The 15096-nt window shown below is 63.3% G+C and carries 12 protein-coding genes and 1 pseudogene; 4 read left to right on the top strand and 9 right to left on the bottom strand.

Features of this window, described 5'->3' with window-relative positions; translation table 11 throughout:
* Positions 1-100 precede the first annotated feature (100 nt).
* Complete coding sequence (locus EN893_RS03340) at positions 101-889, bottom strand: 2OG-Fe(II) oxygenase (RefSeq protein WP_127268583.1); 789 nt, start codon at positions 887-889, stop codon at positions 101-103.
* Positions 890-991: 102 nt separating this feature from the next.
* Between EN893_RS03340 and EN893_RS03335 the strand changes: the two genes are divergently transcribed.
* Positions 992-1924 (top strand): LysR substrate-binding domain-containing protein, encoded by a 933-nt coding sequence (locus tag EN893_RS03335; RefSeq protein WP_127268584.1) that lies wholly within the window; start codon positions 992-994, stop codon positions 1922-1924.
* Between the two features lie 22 nt (positions 1925-1946).
* On the opposite strand, the gene EN893_RS03330 is transcribed toward EN893_RS03335, so the two are convergent.
* From EN893_RS03330 to EN893_RS03320, 3 genes are read right to left on the bottom strand one after another with little or no spacing between them, the layout of a single operon-like run.
* Positions 1947-3098: an efflux RND transporter periplasmic adaptor subunit gene (locus EN893_RS03330; protein WP_127268585.1), complete on the bottom strand. Its 1152-nt coding sequence runs from the start codon at positions 3096-3098 to the stop codon at positions 1947-1949.
* A 15-nt stretch (positions 3099-3113) separates the two neighbouring features.
* A complete protein-coding gene (locus EN893_RS03325) occupies positions 3114-6290 on the bottom strand; it encodes a multidrug efflux RND transporter permease subunit (protein ID WP_127270244.1) in 3177 nt (1058 codons plus the stop codon).
* The gene (locus EN893_RS03320; RefSeq protein WP_127270242.1) at positions 6284-6538 is read right to left on the bottom strand and encodes a hypothetical protein; all 255 of its coding nucleotides are present in this window, start codon (positions 6536-6538) and stop codon (positions 6284-6286) included. Before EN893_RS03320 ends, EN893_RS03325 begins: the two co-directional genes overlap by 7 nt.
* Before the next feature lie 242 nt (positions 6539-6780).
* On the opposite strand from EN893_RS03320, the gene EN893_RS03315 reads away from it, so the two are divergent.
* Positions 6781-7371 (top strand): TetR/AcrR family transcriptional regulator, encoded by a 591-nt coding sequence (locus EN893_RS03315; RefSeq protein ID WP_127270239.1) that lies wholly within the window; start codon positions 6781-6783, stop codon positions 7369-7371.
* 329 nt (positions 7372-7700) lie between these two features.
* Here EN893_RS03315 and EN893_RS03305 read toward each other — a convergent pair whose 3' ends face one another.
* The 5 genes from EN893_RS03305 to EN893_RS03285 all read right to left on the bottom strand — a co-directional run bounded on the left by EN893_RS03305 (position 7701) and on the right by EN893_RS03285 (position 13194).
* A complete protein-coding gene (locus EN893_RS03305; protein ID WP_127270236.1) occupies positions 7701-8723 on the bottom strand; it encodes a LacI family DNA-binding transcriptional regulator in 1023 nt (340 codons plus the stop codon).
* 137 nt (positions 8724-8860) lie between these two features.
* Positions 8861-9652, bottom strand: a complete 792-nt coding sequence (locus tag EN893_RS03300) for an ATP-binding cassette domain-containing protein (RefSeq protein WP_127269326.1) — start codon at positions 9650-9652, stop codon at positions 8861-8863.
* Between the two features lie 3 nt (positions 9653-9655).
* On the bottom strand, positions 9656-10642 hold the full coding sequence (locus EN893_RS03295) for an ABC transporter permease (RefSeq protein WP_127269325.1): 987 nt from the start codon (positions 10640-10642) through the stop codon (positions 9656-9658).
* 114 nt (positions 10643-10756) lie between these two features.
* Positions 10757-11692: a substrate-binding domain-containing protein gene (locus tag EN893_RS03290; protein ID WP_013532868.1), complete on the bottom strand. Its 936-nt coding sequence runs from the start codon at positions 11690-11692 to the stop codon at positions 10757-10759.
* 344 nt (positions 11693-12036) lie between these two features.
* On the bottom strand, positions 12037-13194 hold the full coding sequence (locus tag EN893_RS03285) for a fumarylacetoacetate hydrolase family protein (protein ID WP_127269324.1): 1158 nt from the start codon (positions 13192-13194) through the stop codon (positions 12037-12039).
* A 237-nt stretch (positions 13195-13431) separates the two neighbouring features.
* Between EN893_RS03285 and EN893_RS03280 the strand changes: the two genes are divergently transcribed.
* Entirely contained in the window at positions 13432-14712 is a 1281-nt protein-coding gene (locus EN893_RS03280; RefSeq protein ID WP_127270233.1) for an FAD-dependent oxidoreductase, read from the top strand.
* Positions 14713-14816: 104 nt separating this feature from the next.
* Positions 14817-15096 (top strand): annotated as a pseudogene (locus tag EN893_RS03275) (ABC transporter permease); the annotation flags it as partial.

Raw genomic sequence — 15096 nt, 5'->3', positions numbered from 1 at the left:
CTCCCAGGGAAATCGAAAGCAAGACAAGCAGATTGTCGACAATCTAACAAGAGGTCATCTTCGGATTCTTGGGGGCCGTTGGCATGTCGGCCTTTCGGTCTCAGGCGGCACGGCCGTAGAAGCCGACCCGCTCCTCGGGGCTGAACACCACGCCGGGCTTTTCATAGTAGGAAAACACCGCGATCATGCGCTCGCGCTCGCCTTCGACCGTGGTGACGCGATGCGCGGTGTTTTTGCCGCGGAAGACATTCAGCGTGCCGGGCTTCATGCGCAGGATCTTTGCATCGGGATCGCGCCCGTCCAGCAGCCTTGCGACGCCGTCATAGTTGGGATTGCCGTCAGATCGCAGATCGGTGCGGTATTCGAGGTCGCCGCCGTATTCCGCTGCCTGCAGCAGCAGCGTCGTCGTGAATTCGGAGCGATCGAAATGCCAGTTCAAAGCCTCGCCGGCGCGATAGGCCATGACATTGGTTCGCGCCAACGGATCCTGCATGACATGCAGCCTGGTCTTGCCCATCGTCGCCGCCAGGAAGCGCAGCAGCGGTTCGTATTCGTAGATGGCGAGCACGACGCTGGCCGGAATCTGGTCGGCACAGACGGTGTGGCTGATGGTCTCCACCTTGCGCAGCGCCGGATGGTCGGGTGCAAGCTCGGGAATGTCAGGCTTGAAGTAGATGTTGTGCATCCGCTTGTGCACATGCGAGCGCGCGGCCATCACCGGCTGGATTTCGCGCACGGCTTGTTCCGCCACGCCGGGGCGCAAAAACCCTTCCAGATTGAACATGCCGTCGGCTTCGAGCGCGGCGACGGATTGTTCGACAAGGCGCTGCCATTCGGCGCTGCCTTCGCGGTCGAGCGGATAGCGGTCGAGATCGAGGATGTCTTTCATCGTCATGGCTCCGAAGGTTTCGAGCCTATGAGACGGCAAAAAAATCTTTCTCTCAACGTCGAAAATAATTAGGATTGAGCAAGAAAAACTTATGGATCTGTTGTGGAACGGTTGCCGCCGCTGAATGCGATCAAGGCTTTTGAAGTTGCCGCCCGTGCCGGCAGCTTCACCTTGGCCGCTTCTGAACTCGGCGTGTCCTCTGCAGCGGTCAGCCAGCAGATACGCAATCTTGAGAACTGGTTCGGCAAGCAATTGTTCGTGCGCACCGGCAACCGCATCGCGCTCACCGATGCCGGCCACGCTATCTATCCGCAGACCGCGAAGGCTTTGGGAGACATCGCCGCTATAGGCCAGCGTATGCTGGAGGGCGGGATGCGGACGCGCCTGGTCGTCAGCGTGCCGTTCTCGCTGGCCGAACTGTGGCTGGCGCCGAGGCTGGCGGTACTTCTCGATGCCTTTCCGCAGATGGCGATCGACGTTCGGGTCGAGGACGATCCGGTCGACCTGATGCGCCAGAACATCGACCTGCGCATCAGCTATGGCGATTATCACTATCCCGGATTGAAACTCGTCCGTCTCGTCCATGACGACGTCCTGCCTGTCTGCGCACCGGAATTCTGGCACCGGCACGGCAATGGCGATACCAGTCTGGCGGATTTGCACGAGAGCCAGTTCATCCACACCAATTGGGGGCCGAACTATGCCTCGCACCCGACCTGGGCTGACTGGTTTGCGGCCTCCGGCGGCAGCCGCTCACCCGACCCGTCGCACGGGCGGCGCGTCGGCCTGTCCAGCCTTGCGATCGCCTCGGCAAGGCTGGGCCTGGGCATCGCGCTTGGCCAGCGGGTCATGGCGCGCGCCGATCTGGAGGCCGGTCGGCTGATTGCGCTCTCCTCCGTCTCCGTGCGCCTCGGGCATCCCTACTGTGCATTCATGCCGGTGGCCAAGGCCGACCGCGCCGATGTTGCCGGTCTGGTGGAACTGCTCAGTCGAGCGGCGCCCGCGACCTGTGGGAAGGTCGGGGCGCCGCGCTGAAGCCGGGTCCTGACGGGGGTGTTCAGGTGGCCGGCTTTTCCGGTATCGGCGATACAGGCGCTCCGGGTCCGATCTTCTGCAGATTGCCCGTGATCACCTGGTCGCCCTCGGCGACGCCGCTGAGGATGGCGACCTGACCGCCGCTCGTCGGTCCGAGCGAAACCAGCCGCTGGTCGACCGTGTTGTCCTTGCCGACGACATAGAGATATTTGCCGAGCTGGCTCGAGCCCAGCGCCGTCTGCGGCACCATCAGCGCGTCGGCCTGCTCTCTCACATGCAGCCGGACACGAACATATTGGCCGGGCAGCAGCGTGAACTTGCCGTTACCGATCGTTGCGCGCGCCGTGATCGTGCCGGTCGAGCGGTCGACCGAATTGTCGATGAAGGTAAGCTCGCCCTTCTGGCTGGCCTCGGTCTGGCCGGGGAGCAGCACCTCCACTTCGATCGGGCCGTTCGCGCGGGCTTGCTCGATCTCGGCCAGATCCGTCTCGCTCGGGTTGAAGGTGACATAGATCGGATCGAGTTGCACCAGCGTGTTGAGCACGGTGCCGGCAACGCTGACCAGCGTTCCGACCGAAGCCTGGTTGCGGCCGAGACGCCCGCCAAACGGCGCCCGGATTTCAGCGTAGCTCAAATTGAGCTCTGCCGTGCGGACCGCCGCCTGATTGACCGCCAGCGACGCCTGTGCCTCGCGCAAGGTGCTGGTGCGCTGGTCGAAGCCGTCCTTGGCGAGGTAGCCGCTCTTGGCGAGCTCGGTGCCGCGACCGAGGTTGGAGCGGGCATAGTCGAGCGTCGCCGTATCGCGCTGCACTTGCGCCTTGGCCTGGTCGAGAGCCGCCTGGAAGTCGTCAGGCGAGATCTTGTAGAGAAGATCGCCTTGCCGGACGTCGACGCCGTCGGCTGCGGTCTGCTCCTGCAGATAGCCCGGAATCCTGGCCTGCAAGGTGATGCTGCGGATCGGTTCCGTCCGCGCGGCATAGTCCAGGTAGATCGGGATCGTCTTCTTGACGACACTAACCACCGGCACCGGCATGACGAATGCCGCCGGAGCAGGCGTCGCCGCGGCCGTGCCGGCATTGAGGCTGAGGTTGCCCATGTCGAGCAGGTGGACGCTGGCCACCGAGATCGCTCCCAGCGCGACGGCCGTTCCCAACGCGATTTTCCATTTACGCATGATCAGTCTCCAATCTTATTCGGCCGCTTCCGCCAGGGGGCGCAAGGCGGGCTCAGTCGTTGGTTCATTGTCTTGAGAGGCGGGCTCGTCATTGCCGCGGCGTTCGCGCAGCTGCTCGATGACCGCGTAGAACACCGGCACGAACACCAGCGACAGGATGGTCGCTGCGACCATGCCGCCGAACACGGTGGTGCCGATCGACTGCCGGCTTGCCGCGCCGGCACCGGTGGCAAACATCAGCGGCAGCACGCCGAGGATGAAGGCGAAAGCCGTCATCAGGATCGGCCGCAGCCGGAGCCGTGCCGCCTCCATCGCCGCGTCGACGATGCTGAGGCCTTCTTCGCGCCGTCGCCTTGCGAATTCGACGATCAGGATCGCGTTCTTGGCCGCCAGGCCGATCAGCATGACGAAGCCTATCTGCGAGTAGACGTCGATCTGCATGCCACGCAGCAACAGGGCCACGAAGGCGCCGAACAGGGCCAGTGGCACCGCCAACAGCACCATGAACGGCATCGCCCAGCTCTCATACTGCATCGCCAAGATCAGGAAGACGAAGACGATGGCGAGGCCGAAGACGACGGACGCGATCGATCCTGCCTTGAGCTCCTGGAAGGTGATGCCGGTCCATTCGAAACCGAAATCCCTTGGCAGCGCAATGGCGGCGGCCCGTTCCATCGCGGCAACCGCCTGGCCCGAGGAAAAGCCGGGTGCGGCACCGCCATTGATCGAGGCCGAGGCATTGTTGTTGTAATGCGGCACCGTCTCCGGGCCGACGAAGGGCACGAGTTTGCCCAGCGTCGAGAGCGGCACCATGCCGCCGGAGGCATTGCGCACATAGAGCCGCGAAATGTCGGCGGCACCCGCACGTGCATCCTTGTCGGCCTGGATGGTCACCCGGAAGGTGCGGCCGAACAGGTTGAAGTCGTTGACGTAGAGCGAGCCGAGATAGATCTGCAGCGTGTTGAAGACATCGGGCAGATTGAGGCCGAGCAGTTTGGCCTTGCTGCGGTCGAGGTCGTAGTTGAACTGCGGCGTCGAGGTCGAGAATGGCGAGAACAGCTGCTGCGGGTTGATTTCGGGCTGCTTGCGCGCCTCGGCGATCACGGCTTGCGTCGCATCGTTGAGGGCTGAACTGCCGCGGCCGGTCAGATCCTCGACGACGAATTCGAAGCCGCCTGTGGTGCCGATACCCGGGATAGAAGGCGGATCGAAGCTCAGCGCGAAAGCTTCCGGAATCTGCATCAGCTTGCCGCGCACATCGGCGACGAGCTTCGATGCACTCTGGTCGGGGCCGCGCTCCTCCCACGGCTTCAGGATGGCGAATTCGACCGCCGAATTCGACTGCGCCGCACTGGTCAGGAAATTCAGGCCGCTGATCGAGCCGACAATCTCGACGCCGGGCGTCGCCTGCAGGATGTCACGCGCCTTCTGCGCCACCGCGTCGGTGCGTTCCAGCGACGCGCCGTCGGGCAACTGGATGACGACGAAGAAATAGCCCTGGTCCTCGACCGGAAGGAAGGTCGAGGGCAGGCGCTGCCAGACGAAGTAGGTGGCGACCAGGCCGGCCGCGAACAGGCCGAGCATGATCCAGCGCAAGCGGATGAGAATGCGTACGCCATTGGCGTAGGCGTGCGATAGCCTGTCGAAGCCGGTGTTGAACCAGCGGAACGGGGCGAACTGCGTCTCGCCGCGATGCCGCAGGAAGGCCGCGCTGAGCGCGGGACTGAGCGTCAACGAGTTGAAGGCCGAGATGCCGACGGAAATCGCCACCGTCAGCGCGAACTGGTTGTAGAGCTTGCCGGAGACGCCGGGAATGAAGGCGACCGGCACGAACACCGCCATCAGCACCGCGGTGGTGGCGATGATCGGTCCGGTGACCTCGCGCATTGCGGCCTTGGTCGCCGCAAGCGGCTTGAGTCCGGCCTCCAGCTGTCGTTCGACATTCTCAACCACGACGATGGCGTCGTCGACGACGAGGCCGATCGCCAGCACCATGCCGAGCAGGGAGAGCATGTTGAGCGAGAAGCCGAGCATCTCCATGACGACCAGCGTCGCCACCAGCGACACCGGAATGGCGATGGTCGGGATGATCGTCGTGCGCCAGCTTTGCAGGAAGAGGAACACCACGGCGACGACCAGCACCAGCGCTTCGCCGAGCGTGATCAGCACGTCATGCATCGACGCCGAGACGAAGCGCGTCGTGTCGTAGTGCATTGCATAGGACACGCCCTTCGGGAAGCGGCCCGACAGCTCCTGCATCTTGTCCTTGACGCGCTGCTGCAGATCGAGCGCGTTGGAGCCGGGCATCTGGTAGACGGCGAGCACCACGGTCGGGTCCTTGCCGAAGAAGGCCGACGACGAATATTGCAGTGCGCCGAGCTCGATGCGGGCGACGTCGCGCAGCCTGACCAGCGAGCCGGTGTCGGTGTTGGCGCGCACGACGATGTCGCCGAATTCCTTTGGATCGCTCAACCGGCCGACGGCGTTGACCTGCATCTCGAAGGCGGTGCCGGCGGGTGCCGGCGATTGGCCGATCTTGCCGGCCGCCACCTGGACATTCTGCTCGGCGATGGCGTTCTGCACATCGACCGCGGTGATGCCGAGATTGGCGAGCTTGTCGGGATCGAGCCAGACGCGCATCGAATAGCGCCGCTCGCCGAAGATCTGCACATCGCCGACGCCGGGCAGGCGCTTCAGCGGATCGACCACCTGCAGATAGGCAAGGTTGCTCAGCGCCACCGGATCGACCGAACTGTCGGGCGAAGTCAGGTTGACGATGAGGACGAAGTTCGGGTTCTGCTTCTTGATCGTCACGCCGCCCTGGTTGACGATCGCCGGCAGCGACGAGGCGGCCTGCGAGACGCGGTTCTGCACGTCGACGGCGGCGGTGCTCAGCGAATAGCCGACATCGAAGGTGATGGTGATGGTCGAGGAGCCGTCATTGGAGCTCGTCGACGACATGTAGGTCATGCCTTGCACGCCGTTGATCTGCTGCTCCAGCGGCGTCGTCACCGTATCGGCCACCACTTGCGCGCTGGCGCCTGGATAGTGGGCGCTGACCACGACCTGCGGCGGCGTGATGTCGGGAAACTGCGAGACGGGCAGCAGGAAATAACAAATCGACCCGGCGAGCACCATGATGATGGCGATCGCCGAGGCGAAGATCGGACGGTGGATGAAAAAGTTTACCACGAGACGCAAGCCTCCCCGGCTGCTCTTGCCCGCCCGAAGGCGCTGGCGACGCTGGACAGTCTTTGACCGCGCTTGTCACCGAGGTCGTCCCGCGAATGCAGCAACGGCACCTCGTTGCGCTGCGCATCGGCAAGCGAGCGCAGCATCGTCTCGAAGGCGCGCGGGTCGACGCCATCGGCTCTCATGACCAGCCGGATCATCGGATCCCGGACGGCTTCATCTATGGTAAGATCGCGGCGCTGTGGCATTGGCCGGCTCCTTGTCTGTCGATTCGCAGCACGTGCTCGCGAACCGTTTTCATCTTTTCACCGGCCGAGGCCGCATGATTGGCAGTTTCTTGTCCCTCTCGTCGGCAGGGCCAGTTCACGGCCTTGTTATTGACGGTGGACGATATAGGTGTTACCAGTAAGTAACATTCTGGAAGTTACAGACCGGTAACACCCTAGTCAAGAGGTGGCCGAGGGTTTTTTGGAAACGAAAGGAGATCATGATGGCAGACGGCATCGTGGAGCGCTCTCGTCCCCGGGATCGGATCCTGGAGACGGCACGCGACATGTTCCACAAGCATGGCATCAAGGGTGTCGGCGTCGACGCCATCACCGAAGCTGCCGGCACGAACAAGATGACGCTCTATCGTCACTTCGAATCCAAGGACGAACTGATCGTCGAATGCCTGCGCGCCAATGCGGCCAAGGCGGGCGCTATGTGGGATGCGTTCGAGGCCGAATTTCCTGGTGACAAGCTTGCCCAGCTGCATGCCTGGGTTCGCAAGGCGGCTGCCATGCTCAATGCGGATGGGCGCGGCTGCGACATGGCCAACGCCGCCGCTGAGCTGACCGAGCCGGACCATCCGGCCAGGCTGGTGATCAAGGAGCTCAAGGAAGCCCAGCGCGAGCGCCTTGTGACGCTATGTCGGGATGCGGGCATCGGCCAGGCTGAACTGCTCGCCGATACGCTGTCGCTTCTGCTCGAGGGCGCGCGGGTTAGCGTGCAGACCGTGGGGTCGGAAGGTCCGAGCACGCAGTTCGTGCGCATGGCTGAAGGATTGATCGTTTCTTTCAGGGGCGCCGCCGCCGGTTGAGGTGACCTGTCGCCTGTCCATGTGCGCCATTCATCGCGTGATGACTGGGCGCGCTTTGGTGTCGCTGTGCCGTCATCCCTGTCGGCCAAACGAAAAAAGCCCGCTGCCGGGAGGAGGTGGCAGCGGGCTCGATTTTCGAATGTGGCGCGGGAGGAGGTGCACCCCATTCAGCGTCGGCATCGCATCTGGGAGGAGTAGATGGCCGACAACCAGAACCTACGAGTTGCCCAACGATTCGGCAACAAAGAAACTTGCATAGCTGCTGTGCAGATTTGCCGTGCCAATTATCGTACAAATCCGGAAACCCGGTTTAGCCAAGCCATTTCGCATTACTGCCCCGGGACGTTTTCCCTGAAGATCAAGCGCGGTTCGATGAACTTGCGCGTCAGATAGGGTGCCGAGGAGGCGATCGAGCCGAGCAGGCGGATGACCGACTGCTCCGCGATCAGCCGTGCATTCTGGTCGATGACGATATCGAGCAGGTCGTCGACGAGATGACCGCGCGTGTCCTTGGTCAGATCGTGGCAGATGAACACCGGCTTGCGGTTCGGCCTGGCCTCGCGGATCGCCTTTGCAACGCCCGAATGTCCAGCTCCGACGCAATAGATGCCAAGCAGTTCCGGCTCGTCGTGCAGCGCCTTCATGGTCTCGGTGTAGCTGGCATCGGGCTCGTCGTTGACCTCAACGGCGCTGCTGACGGTCAGATTGGGAAACTCCTCACTGAGCACCGAGCGGAAACCCATCTCGCGTTCCTCGTGGCCACGATAGGAACGTGAGCCGACGACCATCGCCAGATGGCCGGTGCGGCCGCCAAGGAAGCGTCCCATCAGCAGCGCCGCCGTTCGTCCCGCCACCCGGTTGTCGATGCCGACATAGGCCGCGCGCGGTGCCGCCGGAACATCGGACACCAGCGTCACCAGACGCATCCCGGCATCGACGATGTCGCGCAGGATGTTGCGCGTACGCGGATGATCGACGGCGATCACGCCGACGCCATTGGCCCTGAGCGACAGGTTTTCGACAGCGCTCTGCAGCGCGTTCGGCGAGATACCGGCGAGGTTGTGGATCCGGCACGAGGCGACAAGCGGCAGGCGCGCGGCGTAGTCCTCGATATGCCCGGCGAGATCGCGCATGAAGGCATTGCTGCCGATCGGCAGCAGGAATTCAAGGTGGGCGGGCCGCGAGGGCAGCGTTACCTGATCGGCGACCGGCAGATAGCCGAGCTGCTTGGCCGCCTCCATGACGCGCTGGCGGTTGGCCGCACTCGCACCCGGCCGGTTGTTGAGCACCCGGTCGACCGTTGCGGTCGATAGCCCGCAGCTACGAGCGATATCGGAGACAGTGGCTTTCATGCCGTAACCCACAGCCCGCAGTTGCGTGCGGTATCCGAAACTGTGGCTTTCATGCTGCAATCCTGTTCGCCATGCGATGGCGCGTCAGACAAGCGATGCGATCTGAGGTGACGGGTGATTGCCGCCCATCACCATTCTCAGTGCGATGGCTTGCCATCGGCGATGGCATCGCGGATCTCCTTGTCCGACATGCCGGTGATGATCCGTTCGACCTCCGCCACGCTGGTCTTCTTGGGGTCTATGTCGTCAGCAACCACCTTGCCGCGGCGCATGACGACGATGCGGTCGACCACCTGGAAGACATGGTGGATGTTGTGGGCGATGAAAATGCAGGAATGGCCGGAATCGCGGGCGCTGCGCACGAAGCTCAGCACACCCTGTGTTTCGGCGACGCCGAGATTGTTGGTCGGCTCGTCGAGAATGATCAGGTCGCTGTCGAAATGCATGGCGCGCGCGATCGCCACCGCCTGGCGCTCGCCGCCGGAGAGCGAGCCGATCGGCGTCGTCGGCGGGATGTTCTTCGAGATGCCGACCTGCTTGAGCAAGTCGCGAGCAACCGTGTTCATCGCATCCTGGTCCATCCGGTTGAGGAAGCGCGGCGGCTTGATCGGCTCGCGCCCGAGGAACAGATTGCGGGCGATCGACAGTTGCGTCACCAGCGCCGAGTCCTGGTAGATCGTCTCGATGCCGTGGGCGATGGCGTCGCTGGTGCTGCGCAGGCTCACCTTCTTGCCGCGAATGAAGATATCGCCGCTGGTCAGCGGAACGGCACCCGAGAGCACCTTGATCAGCGTCGACTTGCCGGCGCCATTGTCGCCGAGCAAGCCGACGATCTCCCGTTCATTGACATGGAAATTGGCATCCTCCAGCGCCTGCACGCGGCCATAGGACTTGCGGATGCTCGTCATGCGGATCAGTGGCTCGGCCATGGTTCAAGTCCCCGCCTGGTGCCGGCGTTCCAGCCATGAATGCAGCGCCATCATGCCGAGGATGATGGCGCCGATGAAGATGTTGTAGGCAAGACCGGGCACGCCGATCAGCACGATGCCGTTGCGCATCACGCGTAGGATCAGGATGCCGAGCACGGTGCCGATGATCGTGCCGCGCCCGCCGGTCAGGGCGGTACCGCCGATCACCACCATGGCGATGACTTCCAACTCATAGCCGGTACCGCTGTTGGGGTTGGCGGCGGAAGTGCGCAGCGAAGAGATGACGCCGGCAAGCGAGGCCATGACCGACGACAGCACGAACAGGCCGATCTTGACGCCGCTGACATTGACGCCGCGCGCCCTTGCAGCACTCGGGTTGCCGCCGGCCGCCTGGATCCAGTTGCCGGTGCGGCTTTGCGTCAGCACATAGCCGAGCCCGATCGCCGCGGCGATGAACCAGAACAGCGACATGTAGATGCGGAACGGGCCGATGAAGAAATCGCCGACCAGCACTTCCGCCAGCCAGCTGCCTTCCGCGGTCCAGGTGCGCTGCGGAAAACCATCGGTGACGAAAAGAGCGGTGCCGCGCACCACCAGCAGCATGCCGAGCGTCACCAGGAAGGACGGGATCTTGAGCTGCGTCACGAACCAGCCATTGACCAGCCCGATGAAGGCGGCGACCAGCAGCGCGGCGACAAAGCCGACCTCGAGCGAGGTCAGGCCGCTGTTGAACAGGGTCCACATCAAGACCGGCGAGAAGCCGAATAGGGAACCGACCGAGAGGTCGAACTCGCCCGATGTCATCAACAGCGTCATCGCCAGCGCGATCAGGCCGAGCTCGACCGTGAAGGCCAGCGTGTTGGAGATGTTCTGCGGCGACAGGAAGTCGTGGTTGAAACTCCAGAAAACGGCGATCTCGACGACGAGCAGCACGAAAGGGCCGAATTCCGGCCGTGCGATCAGGCGTTGGACGAGCGAATGATTTTCCACAGGCAATCCGCGACATGAGTGGAAGGCTGAGCGTTGCACATCGCGTGCGAAGGGCTCGGCGAAATGGAGAGCCAGTCGCGACCGTTGGGCGGCCGCGACTGCTAGGATTGGATGTTACTTGCCGGACAGGATGTCATCGTAGATTTGCGCGGTGTCTTTTTCGTAGAGCGCGCCGGTGATGACGTTGAAGCCCGGAGGAATGCCGCCGGCGGCCATATTGGCCAGCGAAAGCGCGACATAGCTGGTCGCCTGCGGGTCCTGCCACTGGCCGGCATTGACATAGCCGTTCAGCACTTCCTGGGTGGTGTCGAGCGAATTGCCCCAGCCGACGACCGGGATTTCGCCCGGCTTGATGCCGACCTGGTCGAACACCCGCTTGATCGAGCCGGTGACGAGATCGCCCAGGCCGATGATCGCCTTGACCTTGGCCTTGTTGGCCGTGAGGTAGTCGACCATGCGGTTGATCACTTCAGCCTGATCAAGCGTGGCTTCCGTGATTTCATAGGTGATACCGAGCGGCTCGAAGACGCTCTTGATGCCTTCTTCTTCCTGCACGCCATAGGTGGCGCCGGGGATTTCGACCGGCATCCAGACGAAGTCGCCTTTCTTCACCAGGCCTTTGTCGACCAGATACTGCGCCCAATGCTTGCCGAAGGTGACATTGTCGCCACCGACATAGGCGTTGAAGTCGGCCTTCGGATCAGGCGTGTTGAAATTGATGATCGGCACTTTCGCCGCACGCGCTTCCTTGACGATCTCGATCAGGCTGCCCGGATCGGGGCTCGTGGTGACGATACCATCGGCCTTGGCGGAGAGGGCGGCGCGAACCGCTTCCTGCTGCGAGGCGACATCGCCATTGTGGAACGAGGTGTTGACCGTGTTGCCGGTGTCCTTGGCCCATTGCTTGGCGCCGGCCAGGAAGTAGGTCCAGACCGGATCGGCCGGACCGCCGTGCGAAATCCAGTAGAACGTCTTGGCCTGTGCCGCTGCTGGTACCACCATCAGCGCCACCAACAGGCCGTATAGAACGAGTCTTAGCCGTGTCAGCATTTGATTTCCTCCCGTTTGTAGATCGTCAGTTCAAAATCCGTCCCTTGTTCCGCGTCTTTTTGCCAGCGCCGGTTGAATGCGTCAGAGCATCCCCTTTTTCGACGGATGGCAAGCCTCCATCTGCCAAGCCTCCATCTGCAGGTGTAGTGGGCGCCTGACGGGGCGTCATCAGCGGTCCCATCAGATTGCATCAGCTGAGGTGATTTTCCGACTGTCGGATAATTGGCGTGATTGTTTAGGGTCGCGCGAACGCGGCCTGCGCCGACAAGGGTCACGCCGGCGACCATCCTGCGCCCACGGGACCAGGTCCGCAGCGCTTGGCAGGGCGTCGACGACACCAGTTGCTAGATCAGATCGGCTCTGGCCAGCTCCCGCATCAGATGGCTGGCGCCGTAGGTCCAGTGCGGACAGTCCGGCGACAGCTGCACGCGGTTGACCAGCGCGCCGAATTTTTCCGACGAGATGGTGACGATGTCGCCGACCTTGTGGGTAAATCCCTTGCCCTTCTCGCCGCGATCCTTGGACGGAACGAACATGGTGCCGAGATAGAGCGCCAGCCCGTCCGGATACTGGTGGTGCGGCCCCATGGCCGCGGCGACCAGTTCCTCCGGCGAGCGGCTGATCTCCGCCATCGAGCTTGCGCCCTCCAGCGAGAACCCGTCCTCGCCCTCGACTTTCAGGCGCACGACGGCGCGCTTGACGTCATCGATGGAGAATTTGTCGTCGAATAGGCGGATGAAGGGGCCGAGTGAGGCCGAGGCATTGTTGTCCTTGGCCTTGCCGAGCAGCAGCGCCGAACGCCCTTCGACGTCGCGCAGATTGACGTCGTTGCCGATGGTCGCGCCGACGATCCGGCCGCTGGAGGCGGCGATCATGGCGATCTCGGGTTCCGGATTATTCCAGGTCGACACCGGGTGCAGCCCGACATCGGCGCCGAAGCCCACCGAGGCCATCGGCTGGCACTTGGTGAAGATCTCGGCATCGGGGCCGATGCCCACTTCCAGATATTGCGACCAGGCGCCGCGCGAAATCAGCTTGGCCTTGATCTCCATCGCTTCGGGCGAACCGGGCTTCAGCTTCGACAGGTCGTGGCCGATCAGTCCTGCGATGTCGGCGCGGATGGCATCGGCTTTTTCAGCCGAACCACGCGCCTGTTCCTCGATCACCCGTTCCAGCAGGCTGACGACGAAGGTGACGCCCGATGCCTTGACCGCCTGCAGGTCGACCGGGGAGAGCAGGTAGGGTTTTGCTGGATCGCGCCCGGTTTCAAAACTGTTGGCGGCGATGTCATCGAGCGATCCGATCGGTCTGCCTTCGGCCGAGCGGACATGCCCAGCCGGGTCGGCCATCTCGCAAAGGTCGCGCATGGTTGGTGCCGCACGCGAGGTGATGTCGAAGACCGTGCCATCGCGCACCGCGACGACCAGCGGGTATGCGGCATCGCTGCTTCTGGCGCGTCCGACAAAAAGGCCCTCTGTGGGCAGGTGGGTCGGGTTCGTCATAGCGCTCTGTCCTCTGAGTGATCGACAATGTGGCGAAGTGATCGTCAATGTGGGTTGGCCGGATCGGCGCGGCACTTTCACCGGATTCCCGTCAAAGGTCTATCCCGTCGCGGGCGATCGGAACTCTGGGTCTCCGATCGTCTCGGCGGCAGTCCACAGACGAAAGCCAGGGCGCTCTTTCAAAATTGTGAAATTCTGACTAGGATTTTCACCAATCGCAGCGCAGTCAGGTGACCTTTGGCGACAGCATTCTCCGATCCGATCTGGCGCAAGCCACAGACAGCTTCCACGTTTCAATGGCTTCCCAATGGCGAACGTGTCGATCTCGCCATCGTTGGCGGTGGCATCATGGGCTTGTCGACCGCCTTGCATGCCGCCCGGCTTGGCCTGTCGGTGCAGGTGCTGGACGCCGGCGAGATCGGCCAGGGCGCATCGGGCTTGAATGGCGGTCAGGTCATTCCCGGCCTGAAATACGATCCGGAATGGCTGCTGGAGCATTTTGGCCCGGAGCGCGGCGAGGCGCTCGTCAATTTCGCGGCGTCGACTGCCGATGCGGTGTTCGAGCTGATCCGCGACGAGAAGCTGGCGGTGCCGTTCGTCCGCAATGGCTGGATCCAGGCGGCGCACACGGAGGCCGCGCTGAAGGCGGCGGCGAACCGCGACCGGCAATGGCACGCGCGTGGTGCCGACGTCCGGTTGCTCGATGCAGCGGAGATCGCGGCCAGGACCGGTGCGCAGGGCTATCTCGGCGGCTGGCTCGACCGCCGCGCCGGTGTGATCGATCCGCTCGCCTACACGTCGGAATTTGCCCGGGTCGCGACCGCGGCTGGAGTGAGGGTAGCCGGACACCAGAAGGTGGTTCGGCTAGACAACAGCGCCGGCGTTTGGCGTGTTTCAACTGAAAACGGGGTGCAATTGCAGGCAAAGGCGGTCGTGCTGGCGACAAACGCCTATACGGACGGTCTGATCCCCGGTCTCGCTCAGACGATCGTGCCGCTGCATTCCTTTCAGATCGCCACAGCGCCGCTGTCGCCCGATCTGGCGGCCACGATCCTGCCGGAAGGGCAGGCGGTGTCGGACTCCAGGCGCATCCTCGTCTACTACCGCAAGAGCGCCGACGGCCGGCTGGTGCTTGGCGGCCGGGGTCGCATGGCGCTGCCGACGAGCGCCGGCGACTGGGCGCATCTCGAGCGGGCGCTGCGGCGGCTCTATCCCGTGCTGTCCGGTGTCGCCATCGAGAAGCGCTGGTTCGGCCGCGTGGCGATGACGCCGGACCATCTGCCGCACATCCATGAGCCGGAGCAGGGCCTGCTGGCCGTGGCCGGCTGCCAGGGTCGTGGTGTCGGCCTGATGACCGCGCTTGGCGAGCGCATCGCCGGCTACCTCCAAAGTGGCGACGCCAGGCAATTGCCTTTCCCGGTCTCGCCGATCCGGCCGATCCCGTTTCACGCCTTCCGTCAGGTCGGCGTCGCCGCGACCATCGCCTGGTACCGTCTGCTCGATGCGTTGGAGCGCTGACCAGGGCGCTTCATCTCCTTGGGGTTCCGTTAGAGGATTCTGCTTGACAGTTTCATGGATATGAAAAACTCTAAGCCAATTTCAAAATCCCGATAGGCAGGTGGATGTCGACCCTAGTTGCAACATCAGCGCCAGAGGTCCGGTCTTCTCAGGGCTTCCGGGTCGCCATGCTGCTGCCGGGCGCTCTGGTCACTTTCCTGCTGATCCTGTTTGCCCTCGGCCTCGTGCTTTTTCTCGCCTTCCGCGGCAATGACGGTTCGCTGCTCGGCGCCGGCTTCACCGTGGCGAATTTTGTCACTGTGGTGTCCGATCCGCTGTACTGGACGGTGACGCTGCGCTCGCTGATCATTGCCGCTCTGGTCACGCTGGCGACCGTCGTCACCG

The sequence above is a fragment of the Mesorhizobium sp. M7A.F.Ca.CA.004.04.2.1 genome (assembly GCF_004022825.1).
Taxonomy (GTDB): domain Bacteria; phylum Pseudomonadota; class Alphaproteobacteria; order Rhizobiales; family Rhizobiaceae; genus Mesorhizobium.
This window is presented reverse-complemented; position numbering and strand designations above follow the sequence as displayed.

What these genes read in the sequence shown, in the direction of transcription:
- EN893_RS03285 (WP_127269324.1), bottom strand. Translation starts at nt 13,194, where the DNA reads ATGACGAACCCGACCCACCTGCCCACAGAGGGCCTTTTTGTCGGACGC.
- EN893_RS03330 (WP_127268585.1), bottom strand. Translation starts at nt 3,098, where the DNA reads ATGCGTAAATGGAAAATCGCGTTGGGAACGGCCGTCGCGCTGGGAGCG.
- EN893_RS03290 (WP_013532868.1), bottom strand. Translation starts at nt 11,692, where the DNA reads ATGCTGACACGGCTAAGACTCGTTCTATACGGCCTGTTGGTGGCGCTG.
- EN893_RS03300 (WP_127269326.1), bottom strand. Translation starts at nt 9,652, where the DNA reads ATGGCCGAGCCACTGATCCGCATGACGAGCATCCGCAAGTCCTATGGC.
- EN893_RS03340 (WP_127268583.1), bottom strand. Translation starts at nt 889, where the DNA reads ATGAAAGACATCCTCGATCTCGACCGCTATCCGCTCGACCGCGAAGGC.
- EN893_RS03315 (WP_127270239.1), top strand. Translation starts at nt 6,781, where the DNA reads ATGGCAGACGGCATCGTGGAGCGCTCTCGTCCCCGGGATCGGATCCTG.
- EN893_RS03305 (WP_127270236.1), bottom strand. Translation starts at nt 8,723, where the DNA reads ATGAAAGCCACTGTCTCCGATATCGCTCGTAGCTGCGGGCTATCGACC.
- EN893_RS03320 (WP_127270242.1), bottom strand. Translation starts at nt 6,538, where the DNA reads ATGCCACAGCGCCGCGATCTTACCATAGATGAAGCCGTCCGGGATCCG.